We start from the raw sequence: 25930 nt of genomic DNA on the forward strand, positions 1-25930 counted from the left end.
TGACGCCACTCGTTCGGGTGGCGGAGTTTTCCACAACCGCCGAGTAGTCCCCCAAGATCAACAGCGGGGGGCCGGGATGCGTGACGGTTGGCGCCCAAGGAGGTGCCGACATGAACGCACGAGAGGCAATCGGCAAATACGGCGAGGACCTGGCCGCCCGGCGGCTCGCCGAGGCCGGCATGACGATCCTGGAGCGCAACTGGCGCAGTGGACGCTCCGGCGAGATCGACATCGTGGCGCGGGACGGGAACACGCTCGTCGTCTGCGAGGTGAAGACCCGCAGGGGCGGTTCCTACGAGCATCCGATGGCCGCGGTGACCCCCGAGAAGGCGGCCAGGCTGCGGGCCCTCGCCGAACACTGGGTCCAGGCCCACGGAGGAGCACCGCCGGGCGGCGTCCGCATCGACCTCGTCGGCGTCCTCCTGCCCCGCCGGGGCGCGCCCTCGGTCGAGCACGCGCGGGGGGTGGCCTGAATGGCGTTCGCCCGCACCTGCTCCGTCGCCCTGGTGGGCGTCGAGGGCGTGGTCGTCGAGGTCCAGGCCGACCTGGAACCCGGGGTAGCGGCCTTCACCCTGGTCGGCCTCCCGGACAAAAGCCTGACGGAAAGCCGTGACCGGGTACGGGCGGCGGTGGTGAACTCGGGCGGCGAATGGCCGCAGAAGAAGCTCACCGTCGGACTCAGCCCGGCCTCGGTTCCCAAGGCCGGCTCGGGCTTCGACCTGGCCGTCGCCTGCGCGGTGCTCGGCGCCGCCGAACGGATCGATCCCCGTGTCCTGGCGGACATCGTCATGATCGGAGAGCTGGGGCTGGACGGCCGGGTGCGGCCGGTACGAGGCATCCTGCCGGCCGTCCTCGCGGCGGCCGACGCCGGGTACGAGCAGGTGGTCGTGCCCGAATGCGCTGCCGCCGAGGCCTCGTTGGTCCCCGGCGTGTCCGTGCTCGGGGTCCGCACCCTGCGCCAGCTCATCGCGGTCCTCGCCGAGGAACCCGTACCCGACGAGGAGCCGGACGAGCAGGGCCGGCCCGACCCCCTGCTGGCCGGGCTGCGGGTGCCGGGCACGGGCGCGGCCACCGGCATGCACAGCATGGGCGCCGCCCAGCACGACCACGGACACGACCTGGCGGACGTCGTGGGGCAGACCGCCGCCCGCACGGCCGTGGAGGTGGCCGCCGCGGGCGGACACCACCTGTTCCTGGAGGGCCCGCCCGGCGCGGGCAAGACGATGCTCGCCGAACGCCTGCCCGCGGTCCTTCCCCGGCTCACCCGGGAAGCCTCGCTGGAGGTCACGGCGGTGCACTCGGTCGCCGGGCTGCTGCCCCCGGGCAAGCCGCTCATCGACGTCGCCCCCTACTGCGCGCCCCACCACTCGGCCACGATGCAGTCACTCGTCGGCGGCGGCCCCGGCATCGCCCGGCCCGGGGCGGTGTCCCTGGCCCATCGAGGCGTGCTCTTCCTGCCGTTTTCCGGCTGAGGAAGCTGCGCGATGGCCCGTGACCTGGGAAGGAACGTAGCGAACATGTCCGCGACGTGCAGCGCGTCGCATGGCGTGTCGCTCGATCGGGTGATGGTCCCGCCGGTGGCGGGGCCTCCGGGATGAGATCATGACTGATCCTTTTCGATGAGTTGGGCTTCGAGGTCGGCGATGCGCCTGTCTGCGAAGCGGACGTTGTCGCGGGCGGCGGCGAGCTTGGTGGTGAGCGACTTCGCCTCGGCTTCCGCTCGGCGGGCGCGTCGGGTCAGGGTGGAATTCTCGGTGGTGATCCGGACGATGTCGGCCTCGCTCCAGGGCGTCTGCAGGTCCCTGATCTGGCCGAGGAGCTCGCCGAGCTGTTCGCGTTGCGCGAGGATCTCGTCCTGAGCGGCCTTGAGGGATTCCTCCGCATTCAGTGCGCGTTCGCGCCAGGAGGCCTCCATCGCTGCGTGCGCTGCCTGGCGATCCTGGGCTCGGCGGCCAGCGGCGCGACTGGTCGCTTCCTCGACGAGGGTCCGGGCCTCGACGTGCTCATAGAGGAACGTGCGCGAGACGTCCGCGTGCCGGGCGACGGCGGCAACTGTGATGGGCTGGCGCTTCTGGAGGAGCTGTTCCAGGGCGACCTGGATCCGCTCCAGACTGGCTTCTGTCCGGCGGCGGCGGGCTTCCAGCGCGTTCGCGGTGCGGGCTGCGGGGGCTGTCACGCTTCCTCCCCAGTCCACCCGTCGAGCAGACCGTCGTCCGCGGCAGCAGCCAGGTCCGTGGCCCTGAACGCGGTGCTCCAGATCCGGCCGAAGTAGTCCTGCGGCCGGCGCAGGTCCAGCGCGAGCGCCTCGTCGAGCAGGCCCAGGGCGGCCAGCGCCTTCTCCAAGCCGTCGATGGCCTGCCCAGTGGGTTCGAACAACGAGTGCAGGTAGTCGGCGGTCTTGTCGTCGGGGGCCCGTTCGGCCATGGACCCCCACTGTTCGCGTTTGCGGTGCCAGTAGACGAGGTCGGCGCCCGACATGACGAACCGGTCGCAGCCCTCGCAGTCGAGCTTCCGCGGGCATTCGCCGCCGTCCACGACGGGCTGGAAGGTGCAGAAACCGCCCTCAGCCGGCGTGGACCGGCGCGACAGGTCGAGCGCGAGGGCCTCGGCTTCGGCCCGGCTCATCTCGTCCGCGGGCGAGGCGATGAGCGTGCCCGGGGCAGCGGAGCCGGGACCGGAGACCCAGACGTGCTGGAGGACGTCCTCGACCTCGGAGCTGGCGACCTTGGCATAGTGCTCGGCCATGCGGACCGACACCTGACCGAGGTACTTGCGGATGTGGTGCAGTCCGGCGCCGTGCCGCAGCAGGTTCGTCGCCAGCGTGTGACGGGCCTGGTGCGGGACAACGGAGCCCAGGTCGAGCTTGTCGATCCAGCCGGAGAAGCCGGTGTGGAAGAAGGTGTAGGAGATCGCCTGCGTCGCTCGGGGGTTGCGGATGTGGCTGGGGAACAGGGCCATCTTCCTGCGCTCGGCCTTGGTCGGCGGACGGCCGTGACGTTCCTCGAACCGACCGAGGGTGACGCGCTGACGGGCACGGATCCGCTGGTAGATCCGCTCTGGGATGCGGATCGCCTCGTCATAGTTGCCGACCTTCGTCTGGTCGTGCCAGAGCAACGGCAGCCCGCCGTAGCGGCCGATGCACTCCAGCCGCAGATTCAGGACCTCGCCGCAGCGGCGGCCGCTGAAGACGAGGGTCTCCCAGATGTCGCGGACCCCGCGGTTGTGGGAGTCATGGTCGGCCACCAGCTGCTGGAGGTTGTGCTCGTCGGCCAAGGCCCGTGCGACCTCGTCGGAGAACGGGCTGCGCTGGCGTTCGGCAACCCCGTTCCCACCGCCGTGCGGCAGCGCGGTGATGAACGCGGGTGACAGGCCGATCTTCGCGGCCTCGCCGCTGTCCAGCGCGTCGCGCAGGACGAGCCGCCCGTAGTTGAACACGAACCGCAACGAGACGTCGGTGACCGGGGTCGGCTTCTTCGTGGTCGGGTGGATGACGCCCAGGTGCGGCAGGCCCTCACGGGCGCGGTTGCGGTGATCGGCGACGAACCGCTTCATGTGGTCGCCGTCCAGCAGCGTCTGGTCGTGTCCGCCCTCCGGCGCGGTGAGCGTCAAGAACGCACTGAGCTCGATGCAGGCCCGCCGGCAGGCGTCGAAGGGCGTGTTGCTCCGCGAGCCGGCCGGGTCGTCCAGGCGGCTGGCAAGGTGGTCCCAGAGCAGGTCACGGAGCCACCGCTGGGACACCTGCGTCAGGTCGAACTGGCTGAGGCGATGCCGGAAGCGGATCCCGAAGTGCTCGGTGTCGATGTAGCCGAGTTCCTTGCTGTCGGTTCGGGTGAAGTAGACCTGCTGAAGGTGGCGCCGGATCTCTTCGAGCACCAGGCGCCCGCGCCGGTGAAGCTGCGACTCGGGAAGGTGCTCGTCGAACAGCGACGCGACGCGCTCGGCGCGGGCGACATCCACGATCCGCTGCAGCCACTGCAGCGGCCAGTCGGTGTGCTGGGACCGTGCGGCGTGCGTGATCATTCCCCAGCGGATCTCGGCCTGGACCATCGGTGGCAGACCGCGCAGATTGACCTGTCCCGCCCTCGTTGCGGCCCGGACTCGCGAGCACCAGGCACGGAAGGCGCTCTTGTCCCCGCAGGACGTCAGGACCTGCCGTCCGGCCTGCTCGTGGCTCCACCAGTGATCCAGCAGTGCGGCCCCGCCGGGGCGGCCTTCCTCCGCGTACCACTCCTCGTGCGTCGCGCAGAGCCCCAGCGGGGTGCGGGCCCACGACACGCAGACCGCCGCCCGGCATTGGCCATAGGAAGGAAGGGCCTCCTGCAAGAGCAGCCAGTCCTCGAAGTCCGCCTGCGGGTTGTCCCTGACGACTGCCTTCCAGCGGCCGGTGTGCCGCTGACACAGCTTGCGCAGCATGTTCGTGACCGGCCGCCCCGGGCAGAGCTGGCAGTCCGCCGGCTCCGACGTGGTCTCCGTGCAGTGCAGCGGACCGGTGGTCCGCGCATAGGTGTACCGGTTCAACTCAGGCTGTTCGCGGTGCGTTTGGAGCCAATGAAGCTGGTGCGGGCTGCACAGATCCTTGCCCGTCGTGCGGGGCGTGGTGCAGACCTCGACTGCGCACTGCCAGGCATAGACCTCATGCCGGGGCGGGACCTTGATCAGGTCGTCCCGGTAGAAGGGCTCGATCGTCGGTGCGTTGATGAGGGCTTCGAGTAGCTCCAGGCGGTCGCGGACCTCCCGGCGGTCGCCATGGATGTCGACAACGGGCAGCAGCACGGGCGGCGTCTCGGTCGTCACACGCGTTCACCCCAGACCGTGCGCAGGGCGGCATCGAAGACCGGGTCGTGGATGTCGACGTGGGCGTAGATCTCGTCAACAACCTCGGTCGAGGCCCACCCGCCGGCGTCCCGGGTCACCACCAGGTTCCCGTGCGAAGCGTCGAGGACCGCGGTCGCGAACGAGTGGCGAAACATGTGCGGGCGGATCCGGCCCAGCCCCGCCCGGGTCCCGGCCCGGCCGATCATCTTGCGGGCCCCTTCCGGCGCCCAGGGCATTCCCCGGTGCCGGCCGTGCTGCTGCACCAGCAGGTGCCCGTGCTCGGCGGCCCGCGGATACTCACCCGTCATGTAGTCGAAGTAGGAGTGGATCATCGCCGGGCTCACCCGCTTGATCAGCCCACCGCGGATGACCCCGTCCTCTTCCAGTTCCCAGTCGTACTTTGTCTTCGCTCTCGCCCCGTTGGGCAGACCCTCGCGGTGACACACGTGGGCATGCGGTGTGCGGCACTGGCCGCAGGCCGCCCCGTCCCGCAGGTGCAGGTCCGCCAGGTGCAGGCCGCAGAGCTCGCCGATGCGGAACCCGCCGTCGCCCAGCCAGTCGACCACCAGCCGGTCACGGGCAGAGTTGACCTCCGCCCGCACCACCTCGCGGGCACCGTCCGGCAGCATCTTCGGGTGCCGCCGACGCTGGTTCTTGGGCGCCAGCGGGTTGCCGGGCATGATCTTCTTGACGTGCCCCAGCAGCGAACGCTGCTTGTCCGCCTTCGTTGGAAGCCGCTTCGCCTTCAGCACTTCGCCGAGCTCGGTGTTGATGCCCTGATCGGCATGGTGCAGGTAGAAGCCCTTCAGACACGCAGCCGCCGTCTTCAGCGTGCTGTTGCCGTACGACTTCTTCCCGATCCGCCACGGCGTCCCCAGCGGCATCGGAACCTCGGCCCCCACCGCCCCCATGTACCGCTTCACATCCGAGAAGGTGACGTTTTTCGGGGCCAGCCCCTCCTGCCTGAGCCACCGCAGATGGTCGACGAGCAGATATGCGTACGTCCGGTCCGTGCCGTCCCCGGCGTACTCCGCCAAGAACGGCTCAGCTTCTGAGTGCACTCCACCAGCCGGCTCCAGGATCGTGTACGAGCGCCGTCCATCGCGGTGCCGTACCTCCTGAACTCGCAGCTGTCCCATGAGTAGCCTGCGGGCCACTTGTCCTCCATCTCGACCTGACGCAACGTGGCGAACATCCCGAACCAGGCCGGAAAACGAGAACGGGATGTCGTGAGTCACGGGCACCGCAGACATCACGTACAGCTCAAAGGGCGGCCGGAAAACTGGACGAGGCCCCCGAGTTCCACAGCCAGACCCTGGACGCCCTGCGGCAGCCACTGGAGTCGGGGCACGTCGTGATCGCGCGCAGCGCCGGTGTGGTCCGGTTCCCGGCGAGGTTTCTGATGGTCCTGGCGGCCAACCCCTGTCCCTGTGGCCGCTTCTCGCTCCGCGACTCACTGTGCGAGTGCCCGCCGTCGGCGATCCGCCGCTATCAGTCCCGGCTGTCCGGACCGCTGCTGGACCGGGTGGATCTACGGGTGGAGGTCGATCCGGTCACCCGGGCCCAGCTCACCGAGCCCGGCGCCCGCGGCGAATCCACGGCGACCGTGGCCGACCGGGTACGGCAGGCTCGCGAGCGGGCGGCGGCCCGCCTCGACGGCACGCCATGGCGCACCAACAGCGAAGTGCCCGGCCGCGAACTGCGCAACCGGTTCCACGCCGCCGCCGGGGCGATGGACGAGGCCGAACGCAACCTGGAGCGCGGTGTGCTCACCGCCCGCGGCATCGACCGGGTGCTGCGGGTCGCCTGGACGATCGCCGACCTCGTCGGGCACGACCGCCCGGACGCGACCGACGTCGCCCTGGCCCTGCACCTGCGCACCGGCGTCCCCCGTGGAGTGCCGATGGCCATCGGGGCACTCACATGACCGGTGCCGAGGGCCCTGGGGACGAACTGCTCGGGCGGGTCTTTCTGGGGCGGGTGATCGAGCCGGGGGACGAGGTCGCGGGGCGGTGGGTGCGGGAGTTGGGGGTGGGGGAGGTGGTGCGGCGGCTGCGGTGTGGGGGTGAGGCCCTGCCGGGGGTCACCCCCACCCGGTGGGCGGGGCTGCTCGCGCGGGCCGGCCGGGCCGAGCCGGAGCGGGATCTCGCGCTCGCCCGGGCCGCCGGGGCGCGGTTCGTGTGCCCGGGGGACGGCGAATGGCCCCGCCAGCTCGACGACCTCGGCGACGGCCGGCCCCTCGGGCTGTGGGTGCGCGGCCGGCCCAGCCTGCGGATGTGGGCGCTGCGCTCCGTGGCCGTGGTCGGCGCCCGCGCCTGCACCGAGTACGGCACCCACACGGCGGCCACCCTCGCCGCCGGCCTCGCCGAACGCGGCTGGGTGGTGGTGTCGGGCGGCGCCTACGGCATCGACGGCGCCGCCCACCGGGGCGCCCTCGCCGCCCGCGGCGCCACCGTCGCCGTTCTGGCCTGCGGTGTCGACCAGCCCTACCCCCGCGGCCACGCCGCCCTGATCGGCCGGATCGCCCACCAGGGACTGGTGATCGGCGAGCTGCCACCCGGCGACCACCCGACCCCCAGCCGGTGTGTTAACTGCACCACGCATCTCTGATCATGAAGCGAGATGATCTCCGCTCGCAAGGAAGTGTGTGTTGCAAGACCTCCATCGCCAGCTGATCGAGGGCCGGGCCGATGTGCCCCGCGTGGGCTCGGTCGTCAAGCTGGAATCCATACCTCGGTACGCCGTCCTTGATCCTGACGGGGCCCTCGTTGCCCCGGTCGTTCCGTACCTTCGGGGTCTCACCCTGGACGACAACCGGCCGTTGACCGTCAAGAGCTACGCGTACGACCTGCAGCGCTGGTTCCGGCTGCTGTGGTTCCTCGGGGTCCCGTGGGACCGAGCGACCGAAGCGGAAGCGTCCGCGCTGGTGGGCTGGCTCCGAGTGGCGCCGAACCCGCAGCGGCGCCGGCGGAATCCGAACGCTCCGCGGCCCGGCTCGGTGAACCCTCGCACCGGCAAGCCCTACCTCGGGGAGGGATACGCGCCGAGAACGATCAACCACTGCCTGACCGTGGTCTGCAGCTTCTACGCCTACCACCGCCACTACAACCGGGGCCCGTTGGTCAACCCGGTGCCCGAGTCCGTGGCCCAGCGCCGTGCACTTGCGCACCGATCCCCGGACGGTGAGGTGCCCCGGTTCCGCAGGGCCCGGCTGCGGCAGCGCGTCAGGCAGACCGATCCCCGGTCGATTCCCGACGCGATGTGGGACGAGCTCTTCGAGGCCATGACCTGCGACCGGGACAGGGCGGCCGTCCTGCTCTACGTCTCCAGCGGCTCCCGGGCCAGCGAACTCCTCGGGGTCACCCCGGGCGACATCGACTGGGCCAAGCAGCTGATCTACGTGGTCACCAAGGGCACCGATGAACGCGAGGCCGTCCCCGCGAGCCCGCAGGCACTGACGATTCTGGCCGCCTACCTCGACAGCATCGGCCTCCCGTCGGCCCACGAGCCGGTCCTGCGCACGCTGCGGGGACCGGACCGGCCGCTGACCTACTGGGCGATGCGGCGGGTCTTCCAGCGGGTCAACGAGAGGCTCGGCACGAACTGGACCCTGCACGACCTGCGGCACACGGCCGCGAACCGCATGGCGAACGACCCCAACCTCACCCTGGCCCAGGTCCGCGCAATTCTGCGGCACACCGACCTGGCGACCACCGGCCGCTACCTGAACGCCCGCGTCGAGGACCTCTTCGACGCCCTCCAGGCCCACTACAACCGGCCCCGGGTCCAGCGGACCTTCTCCGCGGGCTACGACCCCGACGACATCAAGGCGGTGTTCGGTGCCTAGCCGCACGACAGTCTCCACCTACACGGTCCGCAACCGGCGCCAGAACTACTCGGAGACGCCCAGGGAGAAGGTGCCGACGCGCTTCAGTAGCGCGTCGGTGAAGGCGGCCCCGGCGCCGCGGCCCGAGAAGCCGCCGGCGCCCTTCGGGGACCTGTCGAGGGCCGACATCACCGAGCTGTGTGATCTTGCCAAGGTGGTCTGGCCGGGGCAGACACGGTCCGGGGCGGAGAAGCGCCGAGCCGGCGTCCGGATGTTGTTCCGGCACCTGGCGAAACTGCCCGGGGACACCTGGCAGGAACGCTGGGAGGCCAGCGGCTTCAACGACGAGAACGCGACGCCGGTCAGCGTCCTGGGCCGTCAGGAGGTCCGTTACGACAGGAGCAACCTGACCTCCGCGCTGAGGATGGCGTTCGCAGCACGGATCATCCAGCCCTCGATCTCCGGGTTCCGGGCGAACAAGTTCATCGACTACGCCGAGCCGTTCCGCCAGGTCCAGAAGGACCCCGGGCTGGACGAGTTCTTCAGCACGGTCGACGCTCAGCGGCACCTCACTGCGGTGCATCGGCACCGGGCGAAGTTCGACCTGACCTGCGCTTTGACCACGCAGGGCATCAACCTGGAGCATCTGACGCCTTCGGCTCTGCTGCACTACTCGCTGGAGAACAAGCGCCTGGGCCTGACGCACGGCGCGAACAGGGACCACACCAGGTTCGCGGCCCTGGGAGCCTGGGAGATCCTGCACAAGATGGGGCACTTCCCTCCCGGGACGGCCCCGACCCTGCGGACGTTCATCTACAACGGCCAGCGAAGCATCGAGGAACTCGTCGACCTCTACGGCATCAAGAACGCCGGGGTCCGCCAGCTCCTGATCGACTACCTGGTCCGGCGCCGATCGGACACGGACTACGTCACGCTCCAAGGCCTTGCCCGCCACCTGGCCGGCCACTTCTGGTCCGTCATCGAGGAGATCAGCCCCGATCAGCAGGACCTGAACCTCAGCCAGGAGCTCTACGACCAGTGGCGGGCCGAGATCCAGTACTGGCGCCGGAACGGCAAGACCGACCGGACCAAGATCCGCAAGGACCCCGCGACACTCCTGCTGGCCGTCCGCGGCCTCTACGTCGACCTCCACAGCTGGGCCGTCGCGGAGCCGGAACGGTGGGCCCAGTGGGTGGCCCCATGCCCGATCCTGCCCCGGGACCTGAAGGGCTTTGGAAAGCGGCGCCGTGAGGTCAACCGGCGGATGGCCGACCGCACCCGGGTCCGCCAGCCCCTGCTGCCGGTCCTCGTCCGGCACGTCGAGGAACGCTACGAGCGGCTGGCCAGCCTGTTGGAGGCCGCCAGCCCCGTTCCGCTCGGCGAGTCCTTCGAGCACCAGGGCCGCCGGTTCACACGCACCAATTCCAGGGAGGACAGACGCCGGGCGAAGATCCTTGCCGAGCCGACCGTCCGCGTCACCGACGACGACACCGGCGAGCTGATTCACGTGACCATGGCCGAGGACTCGGCCTTCTGGGAGTGGGTCGCCGTCGAGATCCTGCGGCACAGCGGCATCCGCGTCGAGGAACTCGTCGAGCTCACGCACCTCAGCATCCGCCAATACGAGCGGCCCAACGGCGAGGTCATCGCCCTCCTGGTCGTCGCGCCCTCGAAGAGTGAACGCGAGCGCGTGATCCCGATGTCCGCCGAGCTGTTCCACGCCGTTGCCCAGATCATCCGGCGGCACACCCGCAACGGCCAGGCGATTCCGCTCGTGAGTCGCTACGACGGACACGAAAAGGTCTGGTCAGATGCCATGCCGTTCCTCTTCCAGCGACAGATCGGCACCGTCCGCGGGGTCATCGCTCCCGCCACGGTCCTCAACATGATCGGACGCAGCTGCGAGGAGATCGCCGAAACGAACCCGGCTTTCGCCGGCACCAAGTTCACCCCGCACGACTTCCGCCGGCTCTTCGCGACCGACATCGTCAACGGCGGCCTGCCGATCCACATCGGAGCGGCCCTGCTCGGACACCTAAATCTCCAAACCACTCAGGGCTACGTCGCGGTCTTCGCCGAGGACATCGTCAAGCACTACCAGGAGTTCCTGAACCACCGCCGGGCCCTGCGGCCCGAGCACGAGTACGTCGACGTCACCCCCGAGGAATGGGAGGAGTTCGAAGAACACTTCGACAAGCGCAAGGTCGAACTCGGCAACTGCGCTCGACCCTACGGATCACCCTGCCAGCATGAACACGCCTGCATCCGATGCCCGATGCTGCAGGTCAACCCCAAGATGCTGCCGAGGCTCGCCGAGATCGAGAAGGACCTGATCCTCCGGCGCAAACGAGCCGAGGCCGAACAGTGGCTCGGCGAGATCGAGGGCATCGACATGACCTTGACCTTCGTCCGCACCAAGCAGGCCGATGCCGCCCGCCTTGCACACCGACCGCCTGTCTCCCTCGGAATCCCGACTACCCGTCCCCAATCCGACTGACCGTCGTGATCGTCTCGCTTGACTTGGTGCAGAGAAGGTTCATCCTCCGCAACCGCGTCATCGCCGCGCTGACCCGGGGCACCGTCGTCGTGGAGGCCGCCCGCCGCAGCGGCTCGCTGGCCACCGCGCGGGCCGCCCAGCGCCTCGGCCGGTTCACCATGGGCGTGCCCGGCCCGGTCACCAGCGCCCTCTCCGCGGGCGTGCACGACCTGCTGCGCGGCGAGGCCACCCTGGTCGGCGACGCCACGGAGATCATCGAACTCGTCGGTGCCATGGGCGACCTCGCACCCGTCCGGCGCGGCCCCGTGCTCCCGCGCGACCTGCTGGAACCGCAGGCCCGCGGTGTCCTCGCTGCCCTGCCCGGCAACCGCGCCGCCCCCGTCGAGGAGATCGCGCTCGGGGCGCGCACCACACGGGAGGACGCGATCGCGAGGCTGTACGAACTCCGAGCGCTTGGCTATGTCGAACGACACGGCGATGGCTGGAAGTTGACACGCCAGGCGGTGATCTCGGTCCGCGACCGTCACCCACCGTGCTGACCGACCGTGTTCGGCCGTCCGGGGGAACCCCCGACACCCTTGGTGTTTCCCGGAGTTGGCGCCCCGGCCGGTCACGGAGAGCGAACCGTGGTGTGCGGTCACCCGCGCGGCGCGCGCCCCCGCGCAGGGGTGGAGCCGTCTTGTTCGCGCACCGCGACTCCACAGTCACGCTACGCTCACGAAGGAGCGACGCAGACCGCGTCAACCCGACATCAGACCGACACCTCACCCAGTCAGCCCCTTTCTCCGCACCGACCCCTATTCCTCCCACTTCACAGCACATCACGACACTTCACGGCAGAACGGCACAAGGCGACGAATGCCCCAGCACACCTCCGGGTCCGACCGGGCGGCGATCCCCCCAGCCGCCCGCGACGGTGGCAGCGCCCGACCGCCCGCACCCTCGACGCTCGACGAGCTGTGGCGGTCGTACAAGGCGACGGGGGACGACAGGCTGCGGGAGCAGTTGATCCTGCACTACTCGCCGCTGGTCAAGTACGTGGCGGGCCGGGTCAGCGTCGGACTGCCGCCCAATGTGGAGCAGGCCGACTTCGTCTCCTCCGGAGTGTTCGGGCTGATCGACGCGATCGAGAAGTTCGACATCGACCGGGAGATCAAGTTCGAGACGTACGCGATCACCCGGATCCGCGGCGCCATGATCGACGAACTGCGGGCGCTGGACTGGATCCCCCGCTCGGTCCGGCAGAAGGCGCGCAACGTCGAGCGCGCCTACGCCACCCTGGAGGCGCGGCTGCGGCGGACGCCGACGGAAGGCGAGGTCGCCGCCGAGCTGGGCATGGAGATCGACGAACTGCACGCCGTGTTCAGCCAGCTGTCGCTGGCCAACGTGGTCGCCCTGGAGGAGCTGCTGCATGTCGGCGGCGAGGGCGGGGACCGGCTCAGCCTGATGGACACGCTGGAGGACACCGCCGCCGACAACCCGGTGGAGGTGGCCGAGGACCGGGAACTGCGGCGCTTCCTGGCCCGGGCGATCAACACCCTGCCCGAGCGGGAGAAGACCGTCGTCACCCTGTACTACTACGAGGGGCTCACCCTCGCCGAGATCGGCAACGTGCTCGGCGTCACCGAGAGCCGGGTCAGCCAGATCCACACCAAGTCCGTGCTCCAGCTGCGCGCCAAGCTGGCCGCCTTCGGCCGCTGAGTCCTCCCTTTCGCCAGGGCGGGTCCGTAAAGTGGTCGGCGTGCCAAGGATTCGAGCGGCCTCCGTGGCCGAACACCGGTCGATGCAGCGAGCCGCCCTGCTGGACGCGGCTCGGTCCCTGCTGTCCGAGGGCGGGACGGAGGCGCTGACCTTTCCCGCGCTGGCGGAGCGGACCGGGCTGGCGCGGTCGTCCGTGTACGAGTACTTCCGGTCCCGGGCCGCGGTGGTCGAGGAGCTGTGCGAGGTCGACTTCCCGGTGTGGGCGGCGGAGGTCGCCGCGGCGATGGAGCGGGCCGGCTCGGCCGAGGGCAAGGTCGAGGCGTACGTCCGGCAGCAGCTCGCGCTGGTCGGCGACCGGCGGCACCGGGCGGTGGTGGCCATCTCCGCGAGCGAACTCGACGCCGGGGCGCGAGAGAAGATCCGGGCGGCCCACGGGGGTCTGGTCTCGATGATCGTCGAGGCGCTCGGGGAGCTGGGCCATGAGCAGCCCCGGCTGGCGGCGATGCTGCTGCAGGGCGTGGTGGACGCCGCGGTGCGGCGTATCGAGCTGGGCGCCGCCGAGGATCCCGCGGTGGTGACGGACGCGGCCGTGAACATGGCTCTGCGTGGTGTGACGAGCTGACGGCGACGACGACCATGTAGCCCCACCGACCCACCAGGCCCGGGCCACCGTGCCCACTAGGCGGGCCGGGCGGGCCCCAGCCGCGCTGCCCCGCCTAGCCCGGCTGGGGCGGCAGTAGTCTCGATGGGCCCCCGTTCAGGAGCCACGGGGGCAGCAGGGACAGGGGGTCCAGGTAGGTTCCGCCCCGTAGCAGGCCCCAGTGGACGCAGGGTGTCGTGCCGCAGTGGGCGCCTGTCTCCAGCGCCCCGACCACCTCGCCCGCGCCCACCTCGTCGCCGGCGCGTACCGAGGCCCGTACCGGCTCGTACGTCGTCCGCAGGTCCGTTCCCCGTACCTCCAGCGAGACCACGCCGCGGCCCGCCACCCGGCCCGCGAACAGCACCCGGCCGGGCGCCACCGCGCGTACGGGTGAGCCGGCGGGGGCGGCCAGGTCCACTCCCCGGTGTCCGGGGCCGTAGACCGTCGGGGGTGGCTGCCAGCCGCGCAGGACCGGGGGCCGGACGCCGACCGGCCAGGCGCGGGCGAGGGCCGGGACCTGTGGCCGAGGGGCCGTCGGCGGGGCCGGAGGCCGGGTGTCCGCCCAGGCCAGAGGGGTGAGCAGGGCCGCCGCCAGCACCAGCGGCACAGCCGTCCACAACGTCACGTAGCGCATGCCGTACACCGTCCCGCAGTCCGCCGCCCACCGCCGGAGCCTGTGGACTACTCGCCGGTTGTGGACAGTGCCGTCACCCGGTACTCCGTCGGTCCCGTACACTTCTTCTGGCGATCCGGGTCACCGGGTCGACTTCGCACGCCCCGGTACGGCGGCCGGCAACGGTTCCTACCAAGCGCCCCTCGGTCCTTCGCGGCACGGCGCGTCGCGGGCGTCAGGCGCGACCGCCGTCCGGCGGACGCGGCACAACCGAGAACACCAAGGAGAAACGGCCATGGCCGTCGTCACGATGCGGGAGCTGCTGGAGAGCGGCGTCCACTTCGGTCACCAGACCCGTCGCTGGAACCCGAAGATGAAGCGCTTCATCTTCACCGAGCGCAACGGCATCTACATCATCGACCTGCTCCAGTCGCTGTCGTACATCGACCGCGCCTACGAGTTCGTCAAGGAGACCGTCGCCCACGGCGGCACGGTCATGTTCGTCGGCACGAAGAAGCAGGCGCAGGAGGCCATCGCCGAGCAGGCCACCCGCGTCGGCATGCCCTACGTCAACCAGCGCTGGCTGGGCGGCATGCTCACCAACTTCTCGACCGTCTACAAGCGTCTGCAGCGCCTCAAGGAGCTGGAGCAGATCGACTTCGAGGACGTCGCCGCCTCCGGTCTGACCAAGAAGGAGCTGCTGGTCCTCTCCCGCGAGAAGGCCAAGCTGGAGAAGACCCTCGGCGGTATCCGCGAGATGCAGAAGGTGCCCAGCGCCGTCTGGATCGTGGACACCAAGAAGGAGCACATCGCCGTTGGTGAGGCCCGGAAGCTGAACATTCCGGTCGTCGCGATCCTCGACACCAACTGCGACCCCGACGAGGTCGACTACAAGATCCCCGGCAACGACGACGCGATCCGCTCCGTCACCCTGCTCACCCGTGTGATCGCCGACGCCGTCGCCGAGGGCCTCATCGCCCGTTCCGGCGTGGCCGCCGGTGACAAGGGCGAGAAGGCCGCGGGCGAGCCGCTCGCCGAGTGGGAGCGCGACCTGCTGGAGGGTGAGAAGAAGGCCGAGGAGGCTCCGGCCGCCGACGCCGCTGCCGCCGAGGCTCCGGCTGCCGAGGCCCCCGCCGCCGAGGCCCCGGCCGCCGAGGGCGAGCAGGCCTGACCGTCAGAGTTGATGGCGGGGGCGGCGACATGAAGCCCGCCCCCGCTGTTCACCCGTAGGTCAGGGGCGCGTCGCGGACCCACATCCACATGTGGCTCGCAGATCCCTCTGACCTTGGATCTTCGACTTCGAGAAAGACTCACAGACTCATGGCGAACTACACCGCCGCCGACGTCAAGAAGCTCCGTGAGCTGACCGGCGCCGGCATGATGGACTGCAAGAAGGCGCTGGACGAGGCCGAGGGCAACGTCGAGAAGGCCGTCGAGGCGCTGCGCATCAAGGGCCAGAAGGGCGTCGCCAAGCGCGAGGGCCGCTCCGCCGAGAACGGCGCCGTGGTCTCCATCATCGCCGAGGACAACTCCTCCGGTGTCCTGGTCGAGCTGAAGTGCGAGACGGACTTCGTCGCCAAGGGCGAGAAGTTCCAGGCCGTGGCCAACGCCATCGCCGAGCACGTCGCCAAGACGAACCCGGCCGACATCGAGGCCCTGCTGGCCTCCGAGATCGAGCCCGGCAAGACCGTCCAGGCGTTCGTGGACGAGGCCAACGCCAACCTCGGCGAGAAGATCGTCCTGGACCGCTTCGCGCAGTTCTCCGACGGCTACGTCACCGCTTACATGCACCGCACCATGCCCGACCTGCCCCCGCAGATCGGTGTCCTGGTCGAGCTCGACAAGCCGAACGCCGAGGTCGCCAAGGGCGTCGCGCAGCACATCGCCGCCTTCGCGCCGAAGTACCTGGCCAAGGAGGACGTGCCGGCGGACGTCGTCGAGTCCGAGCGCCGGATCGCCGAGGAGACCACCCGCGCCGAGGGCAAGCCCGAGGCCGCGATCGCCAAGATCGTCGAGGGTCGTCTGAACGGCTTCTTCAAGGACGCCACGCTGCTCGGCCAGCCGTACGCGCTGGACAACAAGAAGTCGGTCCAGAAGGTTCTGGACGAGGCCGGTGTCACCCTGAAGCGCTTCTCGCGCATCAAGGTCGGCATCTGAGTCCGTACCGCGATCGACGCGCGACCCCAGGGAAGATCCGCCAGGAAATCCCGATAGGGTCGACCGCAGTCGTCCGTCCCCATCGCCACACCCCGGCGTGCGGCGGACGGCAGCAGATCTGACGAGGAGGCCATTGCCGCGCATGGGAGCGAAAAGCGACCCCATCGGCAATGGCCTTCTTCGTATGTGCACCACGTGAAAGAGGCGGGATCCCCCATGACCACCAAGGCCCAGAAGAGCGACGACGGCAAAGTACGCGGCCGGTTTCTGCTGAAGCTGTCCGGAGAGGCCTTCTCCGGTGGCGGGGGCCTGGGCGTGGACCCGGACGTGGTGCACAAGATCGCCCGCGAGATCGCGGCCGTCGTGCGCGACGGGGCCCAGATCGCGGTCGTCATCGGCGGCGGCAACTTCTTCCGTGGCGCCGAACTCCAGCAGCGCGGCATGGACCGCGCCCGCTCCGACTACATGGGCATGCTCGGCACCGTGATGAACTGCCTCGCCCTCCAGGACTTCCTGGAGAAGGAGGGCATCCAGTCCCGGGTGCAGACCGCCATCACCATGGGCCAGGTCGCCGAGCCGTACATCCCGCTGCGCGCCGTGCGCCACCTGGAGAAGGGCCGCGTGGTCATCTTCGGCGCCGGTATGGGCATGCCCTACTTCTCCACCGACACCACCGCCGCCCAGCGCGCCCTGGAGATCGACGCCGAGGCGCTGCTCATGGGCAAGAACGGCGTGGACGGGGTCTACGACTCCGACCCCAAGACCAACCCCGACGCCGTCAAGTTCGACGCGCTCGGCTACGGCGAGGTCATCACCCGGGACCTCAAGGTCGCCGACGCCACCGCCATCACGCTGTGCCGTGACAACAGGCTCCCGATCCTCGTCTTCGAGCTTCTCGCGGAGGGCAATATCGCCCGCGCCGTCAAGGGTGAGAAGATCGGCACGCTGGTGGGTGACCAGGGCAGCCGGGACTGACCCGGGATCAACCCGGCCGGTGAAGTGCGGCCCTGCGAAGGGGCCGGCCCCGGCCGGGGGATGGACAATGTCCTGCCGGTCGGGAACCGTGCAGGAAGAAGACGCGACGCAGCCGGCCGCCGACCGACGCAGGAACCGCAGCCGGGCCTTACTCAAGACACGCAGGAGCAAGTGGTGATCGAAGAGACCCTCCTCGAAGCCGAGGAGAAGATGGAGAAGGCCGTCGTGGTCGCCAAGGAGGACTTCGCCGCGATCCGCACCGGCCGTGCGCACCCGGCGATGTTCAACAAGATCGTGGCCGACTACTACGGTGCCCCGACGCCGATCAACCAGCTGGCCTCGTTCTCCGTGCCGGAGCCGCGGATGGCGGTCGTGACCCCGTTCGACAAGAGCGCGCTGCGCAACATCGAGCAGGCGATCCGTGACTCCGACCTGGGCGTCAACCCCAGCAACGACGGCAACATCATCCGGGTGGTGTTCCCCGAGCTGACCGAGGAGCGCCGCCGCGAGTACATCAAGGTCGCCAAGAGCAAGGGCGAGGACGCGAAGGTCTCCATCCGTTCCGTGCGCCGCAAGGCCAAGGACGCCATCGACAAGCTCGTCAAGGACGGCGAGATCGGTGAGGACGAGGGCCGCCGTGCGGAGAAGGACCTCGACGATCTGACGGCGAAGTACGTCGCTCAGGTGGACGAGCTCCTGAAGCACAAGGAAGCGGAGCTGCTCGAAGTCTGATGAGCGACTCTTCCTGGGGGGCGCCGCCACCGGCGGGGCAGACCGGCTACTGGGGGTCCACCGTGGGCGGGCCTCTCCAGGAGGCTGCCCCGGCGGGTCCCACGTACGATGCGCCTGAGGCGCAGCAGACTCGCCCCATGCCCATCGTGCCCGACGGCCCCGCGTACGGCGGAGACCAGGACGACGACCGGGGGGCCGCTCGGCTGAGCGGCCCCCTGTTCCGAGACGAGACGTTCCAGGCCCGGGAGCTCCCGGCCGAGACCCAGAACCCGGAGCCCATGTCCGACGTCCCGCAGCCGCCGCAGGCACCGGCGCCGCAGAAGAAGAGCGCGGGCCGGGACCTGAGCGCGGCCATAGGGGTCGGCGTCGGGCTCGGCGTGGTGATCGTCGCGTCCCTGTTCATCGTCAAGGCCGTGTTCGTCGGCGTGATAGCGATCGCCGTCGTCGTCGGGCTGTGGGAGCTGACCAGCAGGCTCAAGGAGCGCAAGGAGATCAGGGCGCCGCTCGTGCCGCTCGCGGTGGGCGGTGCGGCCATGGTCGTCGCCGGCTATGTGCGCGGCGCCGAGGGCGCGTGGGTGGCCATGGCCCTCACCGCCCTGGCCACTCTGGTCTGGCGTATGACGGAACGGCCGGAGGGCTACCTCAAGGACGTCACGGCCGGTGTCTTCGCCGCGTTCTACGTGCCTTTCCTGGCCACGTTCGTCGCGCTGATGCTCGCCGCCGACGACGGTCCCTGGCGGGTGCTGACCTTCCTGCTGTTGACGGTCGTCAGCGACACCGGTGCCTACGCGGTCGGCTGGCGCTTCGGCAAGCACAAGCTCGCCCCGCGCATCAGCCCCGGCAAGACCCGCGAGGGCCTGCTGGGCGCGGTGCTGTTCGCCATGGTGGCGGGCGCGCTGTGCATGCAGTTCCTGATCGACGGCGGAGCCTGGTGGCAGGGTCTGCTGCTGGGCCTGGCGGTCGCGGCCAGCGCCACGCTGGGCGACCTCGGCGAATCCATGATCAAGCGCGACCTGGGCATCAAGGACATGGGCACCTTGCTCCCCGGGCACGGCGGCATCATGGACCGCCTGGATTCCCTGCTGCCCACGGCTCCGGTGGTGTGGCTGCTCCTGGTGGTCTTCGTCGGCTCCGCGTGAGCGGTACGGCTTCCCGGCCCCCGTCCTGCGTCGCGGCAGGGCGGGGGCCGTCGTCGTAGTGGCGAGGCCGTGGTGGCGGGGCGGTCCGTACCCGGATGCCGCAGCAGGAATCGGCGGCCCGGTGCCGCGCGCGGCAGACTCCTCACAGGACGTCGGCCGCGCCGCCGCCCGGCGCCGCAGCAGGGAGTGTGCCCGATGCCCCTCGATCCCGCCCCCGCCTCCGCGTCCGTGTGCCCGGCCCAGGCCTCCCTGTGCCCGGCCACCGTCTCCACGTGCCCGGCATCCGGTTCCGTGTCCCCGGTCGGCGTCTCCGTGTGCCCCGTCTCGGGTTCCGTGTCCCCGGCCGGCGTCTCTACACCCCCGGCGTCCGGTTCCGCGTCCCCGGCCCGCGTCTCCACGTGCCCCGCCTCCGGTTCCGTCTCCCCGGCCCGCGTCTCCACGCCCCCGGCGTCCGGCTCGGGGTCCCCTGTTGCCTCCGCGTCCCCGCGTCCCGCCTCCGTCCCCGATCCGCCGGTGCGGTTCTGGTCCGTGGACGATCTGTCCGCGCTCGATCCGGATCCGTTCCTGGACGGGGTGCTGCGCGACGAGCCGGTCACCCGGATCAGGCTGCCGTACGGCGAGGGCTGGGCCTGGCTGGTCACCCGGTACGAGGACGTCCGGTTCGTCACCTCCGACCCGCGCTTCTCCCGGGAACGGGTCGTCGGCCGCGAGGTCACCACCATGCGCCCGGTGCCGGTCGCCTCGCAGACGGCAGGCCTGCAGTACGTCGACCCGCCCCGGCACACCCGGTTGCGCCGGGTCGTCGCCCGCGCGTTCACCGGGCGGAGCATGCGGCGGCTGCGTCCGCTCGCCGAGCGCAGGGCCGCCGAGCTGCTCGACGGGATGGCGCGCGCCGGCGCCCCGGCCGACCTCATGGAGCAGCTGCACGGCCCGTTCCCGCTCGCCGTGCTCCGCGACTTCCTCGGCGTGGCCGACGAGGACCGGCAGGACTGGGCCGCGACCGGAGAGGCCCTGTTGTCGGCGGGCGCGCAGTCCGAGGAGCGCGCCCGGGAGGCCGCGAAGGCGACCCGGGAGCGGATCGCCGGACTGCTCCGGCGCCGTCGCGAGGAGCCCCGCGAGGACCTGGCCGGGGTGCTGGCGCGGGCCGCCGCCGCGGGCGAGATCACCGACGACGAGGCGGTCTCCCTCGCGATCGCCGTGCAGGTCAGCGGCGGCCACGCGGTCCGCAACAACAGCGGCTCGATGATGTACGCGCTGCTCACCCACCCCGGCCACCTGGACCGGCTGCGCCGCGAGCCACAGCTGCTGCCGCGGGCCGTGGAGGAACTGTTCCGCTACGTCCCGCACCGCAACGGCGTCGGCATCCCGCGGATCGCCACCGAGGACGTCGAGGTCGGCGGCCGGCTGATCCGCGCCGGTGACGTGGTCTACAACGCCTACCTCGCCGCGAACCGCGACCCCCAGGCGTTCCCCGACCCCGACGCCCTGGACTTCGACCGGGACCACCTCGCCCACCTGGCCTTCGGCCACGGCCCGCACCACTGCCTGGCCGCCGTCATGGCCCGCATGGAGGCCGAGGTCATGATCGGCGCCGTCCTCGCCCGCTTCCCCGCCCTCCGGCTGGCCGTACCCCCCGAGCAGGTCGAGTTCCAGCGCCGGGGCCTGATCCGTGGCCCGAGAACCCTGCCGGTGACCTGGTGACAGCGGGCTTTCCGGGTCACCCGACTGGATCTGCGACACTGGTAAGGCCATGCCTAAGCCCGGAGAACTCACTTTTGTCGCGCCGCGCGGAGCCAAGAAGCCGCCGCGGCATCTCGCCGACCTCACGCCCGCCGAGCGCAAGGACGCGGTGGCCGGGATCGGCGAGAAGCCGTTCCGTGCCAAGCAGCTCTCGCAGCACTACTTCGCGCGGTACGCGCACGACCCGGAGCAGTGGACCGACATCCCCGCCGGTTCGCGTGCCAAGCTCCAGGAAGCGCTGTTCCCGGAGCTGATGACCGTCGTCCGCCATCTGTCCACCGACGAGGGCGCCACCCGCAAGACGCTGTGGCGGCTCTTCGACGGCACGCTGGTCGAGTCCGTGCTGATGCGGTACCCGGACCGGGTGACCATGTGCATCAGCTCGCAGGCCGGTTGCGGCATGAACTGCCCGTTCTGCGCGACCGGGCAGGCGGGGCTGGACCGGAACCTGTCCACCGCGGAGATCGTCCACCAGATCGTCGACGGCATGCGGGCGCTGCGCGACGGCGAGGTGCCCGGTGGGCCCGCGCGGCTGTCCAACATCGTCTTCATGGGGATGGGCGAGCCGCTCGCCAACTACAACCGGGTCGTCGGGGCCATCCGGGCGCTCACCGACCCCGCCCCGGACGGGCTCGGACTCTCCCAGCGCGGGATCACCGTCTCGACGGTCGGTCTGGTGCCGGCCATCCACCGGTTCGCCGACGAGGGCTTCAAGTGCCGGCTGGCGATCTCCCTGCACGCCCCCGACGACGAACTGCGCGACACCCTCGTCCCCGTGAACACGCGGTGGAAGGTGCGCGAGGTGCTGGACGCCGGGTTCGAGTACACCGAGAAGTCGGGCCGCCGGCTGTCCATCGAGTACGCGCTGATCCGGGACATCAACGACCAGGCCTGGCGCGGCGACCGGCTCGGCCGGCTGCTCAAGGGCAAGCCCGTGCACGTCAACCTCATCCCGCTGAACCCCACGCCGGGGTCGAAGTGGACGGCGTCGCGGCCGGAGGACGAGAAGGCGTTCGTGGAGGCCATCGCCGCCCATGGTGTGGCCGTCACCATCCGGGACACCCGTGGTCAGGAGATCGACGGAGCCTGTGGTCAGCTCGCGGCCACCGAGCGGTAACCTGACCAGGTCCACATATCTTCATATTCCGACAGGGGAGCGCCACAGCGCTGAGAGTGCGGCAACCGGGCCGCAGACCCTCTGAACCTCGCCCAGGTCATTCTGGGTAGGAAGTTCGGTCATCACTCAAGCTGTTGCGCCCTGCCCGGGCCGCCCTCGCGGCGCCCCGGGCAGGGCCGCGTCTCTTCCTGGCCAACCCCCAGGAGGACATCCAGTGCACAACAAGACCCTCGTGGCCGTGGCGGCGGGGCTCGGCATGCTCGCGCTGTCCGCGTGCGGTGCGACGGAGTCCGGTCCGTCCTCGGACCCCAAGACCGTCACCCTGGTCAGCCACGACTCGTGGAGCGTCTCCAAGAGCGTCGTCAAGGACTTCGAGAAGCGGTCCGGGTACAAGCTCAGGGTCCTCAAGGACGGCGACGCCGGTCAGGCCGTCAACAAGGCGATCCTGACCAAGGACAACCCGCAGGGCGACGTCTTCTTCGGCGTCGACAACACCCTGCTCTCCCGCGCCCTGGACAACGGACTGTTCCAGCCCTACGAGCCGAAGGGCGCCGGCTCCGTCCGGCCGGAGAACCGCGTCGACCAGGACAAGCACCGGGTCACGCCCGTCGACACCGGTGACATCTGCGTGAACTACGACAAGGCCTGGTTCAGCGCGCACAAGCTGACCCCGCCGCAGACCTTCGCCGACCTCGCCAAGCCCGCGTACAAGAACCTCCTCGTCACCGAGAACGCGGCCACCTCCTCGCCGGGCCTCGGCTTCCTGCTCGGCAGCGCCGCGCAATTCGGCGACCAGGGCTGGCCGGAGTACTGGAAGAAGCTCAAGGCCAACGGCGTCAAGGTGGTCGACGGCTGGGAGCAGGCGTACTACCAGGAGTTCTCCGGCTCCTCCCAGGGGAAGGAGGCCGGCGGCGACCGGCCGCTGGTGGTGTCGTACGCCTCCTCCCCGCCCGCCGAGGTGATCTACGCCAAGAAGCGGCCCGCCACCGCGCCGACCGGGGTGGCGTACGGCACCTGCTTCCGGCAGACCGAGTACGCCGGCCTGCTGAGCAACGCGAGGAACCCCGAGGGCGGCAAGGCGCTCCTGGACTTCCTGCTCACCCGCGAGTTCCAGCAGGACATGCCGCTGAACATGTTCGTCTACCCGGTCGTGGAGGGCGCCGCCGTGCCCGCCGACTTCACCGAGTACGGTCCGGCCGCCAAGGATCCCCGGACCCTGGCCCCCGACAAGATCGCCGCCAACCGCGACCAGTGGGTCTCCGCGTGGACATCGCTCGTACGGAAGTGACCGCCAAGGTGCGAAGCCGGCGCGGAAGCGCGGCGCGGCTCGGGCTGATGGCCCTGCCCGTCGTGTTCTTCGCGCTGTTCTTCGCCTGGCCCGTCGCCGCGATCGTCACCCGCGGCCTGAAGACGGACGGCACCTGGCAGTTCGGGCGGATCGTGGAGGTCGTCGCCCGTCCCGACATCCGGCACGTGCTGTGGTTCACCACCTGGCAGGCGCTCGCCTCCACCGCGCTCACGCTGCTGCTCGCCCTGCCCGCCGCCTATGTCTTCGCCCGCCTCGACTTCCCCGGCAGACAGGTGCTGCGGGCCGTCGTCACGGTGCCGTTCGTGCTGCCGACCGTCGTCGCCGGCAGCGCCTTCCTGACCCTGGTCGGGCGGAACGGCCTGCTGGACGAGCTGTGGGGGGTACGGCTGGACACCACGGTGTGGGCGATCCTGCTCGCCCATGTCTTCTTCAACTACGCGGTCGTCGTCCGCACCGTCGGCGGGCTGTGGGCGCAGCTCGACCCCCGGCAGGAGGAGGCCGCGCGGATGCTGGGCGCCTCCCCGGTCCAGGCCTGGCGCCGGGTCACCCTCCCGGCGCTCGGGCCCGCCGTGGCCGCCGCCGCCCTGATGGTGTTCCTGTTCACCTTCACCTCCTTCGGCGTCGTACGGATCCTCGGCGGCCCCGCCTTCTCCACCATCGAGGTGGAGATCTACCGGCAGACCTCCGAGGCCTTCGACCTGACCACGGCCGCCGTCCTCACCCTCGTGCAGTTCGCCGCCGTCGGCGCGATCCTCGCCGTACACGCCTGGACGGTACGGCGGCGGGAGACCGCGCTACGCCTCGTCGACGCCTCCGTGACCGCCCGCCGGCCGCGCGGGGCCGGACAGTGGGCGCTGCTCGCCGCCGTCCTCGCCACCGTCGCCCTGCTCCTGGTGCTGCCGCTCGGCGTCCTCGTCCGCCGCTCCCTCGACGCACCCGGCTTCGGCTACTACCGGGCGCTGACCGACACCGACGGCGGTACGTTCCTGGTGGCGCCCGTGCACGCGGTGTGGACCTCGCTCCAGTACGCCGTCGCCGCCACCGCCATCGCCGTGGTGATCGGCGGGCTCGCCGCCGCCGCGCTGGCCCGCCGGGACGCCGGACGACTGGTACGGGGCTTCGACGCGCTGCTGATGCTGCCGCTCGGCGTGTCCGCCGTCACCGTCGGCTTCGGCTTCCTGATCGCCCTCGACAAGCCGCCGCTGAACCTGCGCCAGTCCTGGATCCTGGTACCGCTCGCCCAGGCACTGGTCGGCGCCCCCTTCGTCGTACGCACCATGCTGCCCGTGCTGCGCGCGGTGGACGTACGCCTCCGGGAGGCCGCCGCCGTGCTCGGCGCCCCGCCCTGGCGGGTGTGGCGGGAGGTGGACCTGCCGTTGGTGCGGCGGGCGCTGCTGGTCGCGGCCGGTTTCGCGTTCGCCGTGTCGCTCGGCGAGTTCGGGGCGACCGTGTTCATCGCCCGGCCCGACAACCCCACGCTGCCGGTCGCCGTGGCCCGGCTGCTCAGCCGCCCCGGCGATCTCAACTACGGGCAGGCCATGGCCCTTTCGACCATTCTGATGGTGGTGTGCGCCGTCGCGCTGCTCGTCCTGGAGCGGCTGCGCACCGACCGGACGGGGGAGTTCTAGATGCTGCTGAGCCTGGATGCCGCGACCGTGCGTTTCGGCGGGCGGGCCGTTTTGGACCGGGTCGGCCTCGATGTCGCCGAGCACGAGGTGGTGTGCGTGCTCGGTCCCAGCGGCAGCGGGAAGTCGACCCTGCTCCGGGCGGTCGCCGGACTGCAACCCCTGGACTCCGGTCGGGTGTTGCTCGACGGCCGCGACCAGAAGGGGGTGCCCGCGCACCAGCGCGATGTCGGCCTGATGTTCCAGGACCACCAGCTGTTCCCGCAGCGGGACGTGGGCGCCAACGTGGCCTTCGGGCTGCGCATGCACGGGGTCGCCCGACGCGAACGGGACGCCGAGGCCGGCCGGTTGCTCGACCTGGTCGGTCTGCCGGGGGCCGCCCGGCGGGCCGTGGCCGCCCTGTCCGGCGGCGAGCAGCAGCGCGTGGCCCTCGCCCGGGCGCTCGCCCCCCGGCCCCGGCTGCTCATGCTGGACGAGCCGCTCGGCCAGCTCGACCGCTCGCTGCGTGAACGTCTCGTGGTCGAACTGCGGGAACTGTTCGGCCGGCTGGGCACGACCGTGCTCGCCGTGACCCACGACCAGGGCGAGGCGTTCGCGCTGGCCGACCGGGTGGTGGTGATGCGGGACGGGCGGATCGCGCAGTCCGGGACGCCCATCGAGGTGTGGCAGCGGCCCGCCGACGCGTTCGTGGCCCGCTTCCTCGGCTTCGAGAACGTGGTCCCGGCGACCGTCGCCGGCACGGCCGCCGACAGCCCCTGGGGCAAGCTGCCGGTGCCCGACGGCTCGGCCCAGGGCAGCCGTACGGTCCTGGTCCGCCCGGCCGGGGTCCGGCTGGTGCCCGCCGACCAGGGCCTGCCCTGCACGGTGGCCGCCCGCACGTTCAAGGGCACCCACGTGGCCGTCCACCTCCAGCCGGCGGACGGCCCGCGGCTGGAGGCGGCCTGCGCGCTGCGGGACGCGCCCGAGCCCGGTGCCCGGGTCGGCGTGGAGTTCGACGCGGCGGAAATCGCCGTACTGGACTGATCGTTCGCCCTAGGGTGAGGC

Annotated in this window: 19 protein-coding genes and 4 pseudogenes; 19 read left to right on the forward strand and 4 right to left on the reverse strand. The window is 70.8% G+C overall.

The window, feature by feature from the left end; genetic code table 11:
• The first annotated feature begins 110 nt into the window (after positions 1 to 110).
• Both ABD350_RS18460 and ABD350_RS18465 read left to right on the forward strand, forming a co-directional pair.
• Positions 111 to 473, forward strand: coding sequence for a YraN family protein (locus ABD350_RS18460; RefSeq protein WP_344349238.1), 363 nt, complete (start codon positions 111 to 113; stop codon positions 471 to 473).
• Positions 474 to 1457, forward strand: a pseudogene (locus ABD350_RS18465) (YifB family Mg chelatase-like AAA ATPase); the annotation flags it as partial.
• Between the two features lie 143 nt (positions 1458 to 1600).
• Here the strand turns inward: ABD350_RS18465 and ABD350_RS18470 are convergent.
• Genes ABD350_RS18470 through ABD350_RS18480 form a run of 3 tightly spaced genes read right to left on the reverse strand, consistent with a single transcriptional unit; the run spans position 1601 to position 5852 of the window.
• Positions 1601 to 2176 carry a DUF6262 family protein gene (locus ABD350_RS18470; protein ID WP_344349239.1) on the reverse strand — a complete coding sequence of 192 codons (576 nt, stop codon included), beginning with the start codon at positions 2174 to 2176 and terminating at the stop codon, positions 1601 to 1603.
• Positions 2173 to 4794, reverse strand: coding sequence for a tyrosine-type recombinase/integrase (locus tag ABD350_RS18475; protein ID WP_344349240.1), 2622 nt, complete (start codon positions 4792 to 4794; stop codon positions 2173 to 2175). The genes ABD350_RS18470 and ABD350_RS18475 overlap by 4 nt, the downstream gene beginning before the upstream one ends.
• Positions 4791 to 5852 carry a tyrosine-type recombinase/integrase gene (locus ABD350_RS18480; protein WP_344349242.1) on the reverse strand — a complete coding sequence of 354 codons (1062 nt, stop codon included), beginning with the start codon at positions 5850 to 5852 and terminating at the stop codon, positions 4791 to 4793. Before ABD350_RS18480 ends, ABD350_RS18475 begins: the two co-directional genes overlap by 4 nt.
• A gap of 245 nt (positions 5853 to 6097) precedes the next feature.
• Between ABD350_RS18480 and ABD350_RS18485 the strand changes: the two are divergent.
• The 7 genes and pseudogenes from ABD350_RS18485 to ABD350_RS18515 all read left to right on the forward strand — a co-directional run.
• Positions 6098 to 6742: pseudogene (locus ABD350_RS18485) on the forward strand (ATP-binding protein); the annotation flags it as partial.
• A pseudogene (locus ABD350_RS18490) lies at positions 6739 to 7404 on the forward strand (DNA-processing protein DprA); the annotation flags it as partial. The pseudogenes ABD350_RS18485 and ABD350_RS18490, both read left to right, overlap by 4 nt.
• Before the next feature lie 61 nt (positions 7405 to 7465).
• Positions 7466 to 8662: a tyrosine-type recombinase/integrase gene (locus ABD350_RS18495; protein ID WP_344349243.1), complete on the forward strand. Its 1197-nt coding sequence runs from the start codon at positions 7466 to 7468 to the stop codon at positions 8660 to 8662.
• Positions 8655 to 11138 carry a tyrosine-type recombinase/integrase gene (locus ABD350_RS18500; protein WP_344349244.1) on the forward strand — a complete coding sequence of 828 codons (2484 nt, stop codon included), beginning with the start codon at positions 8655 to 8657 and terminating at the stop codon, positions 11136 to 11138. Before ABD350_RS18495 ends, ABD350_RS18500 begins: the two co-directional genes overlap by 8 nt.
• A 35-nt stretch (positions 11139 to 11173) precedes the next feature.
• Positions 11174 to 11677, forward strand: a pseudogene (locus ABD350_RS18505) (DNA-processing protein DprA); the annotation flags it as partial.
• Positions 11678 to 11996: 319 nt separating this feature from the next.
• Positions 11997 to 12839: an RNA polymerase sigma factor WhiG gene (gene whiG, locus ABD350_RS18510; protein ID WP_344349245.1), complete on the forward strand. Its 843-nt coding sequence runs from the start codon at positions 11997 to 11999 to the stop codon at positions 12837 to 12839.
• A 64-nt stretch (positions 12840 to 12903) separates the two neighbouring features.
• On the forward strand, positions 12904 to 13461 hold the full coding sequence (locus tag ABD350_RS18515) for a TetR/AcrR family transcriptional regulator (protein WP_344349301.1): 558 nt from the start codon (positions 12904 to 12906) through the stop codon (positions 13459 to 13461).
• A 94-nt stretch (positions 13462 to 13555) separates the two neighbouring features.
• Here ABD350_RS18515 and ABD350_RS18520 read toward each other — a convergent pair whose 3' ends face one another.
• Positions 13556 to 14113 carry a murein hydrolase activator EnvC family protein gene (locus ABD350_RS18520; RefSeq protein WP_344349246.1) on the reverse strand — a complete coding sequence of 186 codons (558 nt, stop codon included), beginning with the start codon at positions 14111 to 14113 and terminating at the stop codon, positions 13556 to 13558.
• A gap of 274 nt (positions 14114 to 14387) precedes the next feature.
• Here ABD350_RS18520 and rpsB point away from each other — a divergent pair, with 274 nt between their 5' ends.
• The 10 genes from rpsB (at position 14388) to ABD350_RS18570 (ending at position 25909) form a co-directional block, all read left to right on the forward strand.
• Positions 14388 to 15263 (forward strand): 30S ribosomal protein S2, encoded by an 876-nt coding sequence (gene rpsB, locus ABD350_RS18525; protein WP_344349247.1) that lies wholly within the window; start codon positions 14388 to 14390, stop codon positions 15261 to 15263.
• 149 nt (positions 15264 to 15412) lie between these two features.
• The gene (gene tsf / locus ABD350_RS18530) at positions 15413 to 16249 is read left to right on the forward strand and encodes a translation elongation factor Ts (RefSeq protein ID WP_344349248.1); all 837 of its coding nucleotides are present in this window, start codon (positions 15413 to 15415) and stop codon (positions 16247 to 16249) included.
• A 216-nt stretch (positions 16250 to 16465) separates the two neighbouring features.
• Positions 16466 to 17224, forward strand: a complete 759-nt coding sequence (gene pyrH / locus ABD350_RS18535; RefSeq protein WP_030785074.1) for a UMP kinase — start codon at positions 16466 to 16468, stop codon at positions 17222 to 17224.
• 174 nt (positions 17225 to 17398) lie between these two features.
• Positions 17399 to 17956 (forward strand): ribosome recycling factor, encoded by a 558-nt coding sequence (gene frr, locus ABD350_RS18540; protein WP_344349249.1) that lies wholly within the window; start codon positions 17399 to 17401, stop codon positions 17954 to 17956.
• Positions 17956 to 19095, forward strand: coding sequence for a phosphatidate cytidylyltransferase (locus ABD350_RS18545; RefSeq protein WP_344349250.1), 1140 nt, complete (start codon positions 17956 to 17958; stop codon positions 19093 to 19095). Before frr ends, ABD350_RS18545 begins: the two co-directional genes overlap by 1 nt.
• A gap of 528 nt (positions 19096 to 19623) precedes the next feature.
• A complete protein-coding gene (locus tag ABD350_RS18550; protein ID WP_344349251.1) occupies positions 19624 to 20796 on the forward strand; it encodes a cytochrome P450 in 1173 nt (390 codons plus the stop codon).
• Positions 20797 to 20845: 49 nt separating this feature from the next.
• Positions 20846 to 21952, forward strand: a complete 1107-nt coding sequence (gene rlmN / locus ABD350_RS18555; protein WP_344349252.1) for a dual-specificity RNA methyltransferase RlmN — start codon at positions 20846 to 20848, stop codon at positions 21950 to 21952.
• Positions 21953 to 22166: 214 nt separating this feature from the next.
• A complete protein-coding gene (locus ABD350_RS18560; protein WP_344349253.1) occupies positions 22167 to 23240 on the forward strand; it encodes a thiamine ABC transporter substrate-binding protein in 1074 nt (357 codons plus the stop codon).
• A 47-nt stretch (positions 23241 to 23287) separates the two neighbouring features.
• Positions 23288 to 24889 carry an ABC transporter permease gene (locus ABD350_RS18565; RefSeq protein ID WP_344349302.1) on the forward strand — a complete coding sequence of 534 codons (1602 nt, stop codon included), beginning with the start codon at positions 23288 to 23290 and terminating at the stop codon, positions 24887 to 24889.
• The gene (locus ABD350_RS18570; RefSeq protein WP_344349254.1) at positions 24890 to 25909 is read left to right on the forward strand and encodes an ABC transporter ATP-binding protein; all 1020 of its coding nucleotides are present in this window, start codon (positions 24890 to 24892) and stop codon (positions 25907 to 25909) included. It begins immediately after the preceding gene.
• The last annotated feature ends 21 nt before the right edge of the window (positions 25910 to 25930 follow it).

It is taken from the genome of Streptomyces nogalater, assembly GCF_039532885.1.
Classification (GTDB): domain Bacteria; phylum Actinomycetota; class Actinomycetes; order Streptomycetales; family Streptomycetaceae; genus Streptomyces; species Streptomyces nogalater.

Bases quoted from the DNA above. Each gene is read 5' to 3' on its own strand.
- ABD350_RS18460 (WP_344349238.1), top strand. From the start codon at position 111: ATGAACGCACGAGAGGCAATCGGCAAATACGGCGAGGACCTGGCCGCC.
- whiG (WP_344349245.1), top strand. From the start codon at position 11,997: ATGCCCCAGCACACCTCCGGGTCCGACCGGGCGGCGATCCCCCCAGCC.
- ABD350_RS18520 (WP_344349246.1), bottom strand. From the start codon at position 14,113: ATGCGCTACGTGACGTTGTGGACGGCTGTGCCGCTGGTGCTGGCGGCG.
- rpsB (WP_344349247.1), top strand. From the start codon at position 14,388: ATGGCCGTCGTCACGATGCGGGAGCTGCTGGAGAGCGGCGTCCACTTC.
- tsf (WP_344349248.1), top strand. From the start codon at position 15,413: ATGGCGAACTACACCGCCGCCGACGTCAAGAAGCTCCGTGAGCTGACC.
- pyrH (WP_030785074.1), top strand. From the start codon at position 16,466: ATGACCACCAAGGCCCAGAAGAGCGACGACGGCAAAGTACGCGGCCGG.
- ABD350_RS18545 (WP_344349250.1), top strand. From the start codon at position 17,956: ATGAGCGACTCTTCCTGGGGGGCGCCGCCACCGGCGGGGCAGACCGGC.
- rlmN (WP_344349252.1), top strand. From the start codon at position 20,846: ATGCCTAAGCCCGGAGAACTCACTTTTGTCGCGCCGCGCGGAGCCAAG.
- ABD350_RS18565 (WP_344349302.1), top strand. From the start codon at position 23,288: ATGGCCCTGCCCGTCGTGTTCTTCGCGCTGTTCTTCGCCTGGCCCGTC.
- ABD350_RS18570 (WP_344349254.1), top strand. From the start codon at position 24,890: ATGCTGCTGAGCCTGGATGCCGCGACCGTGCGTTTCGGCGGGCGGGCC.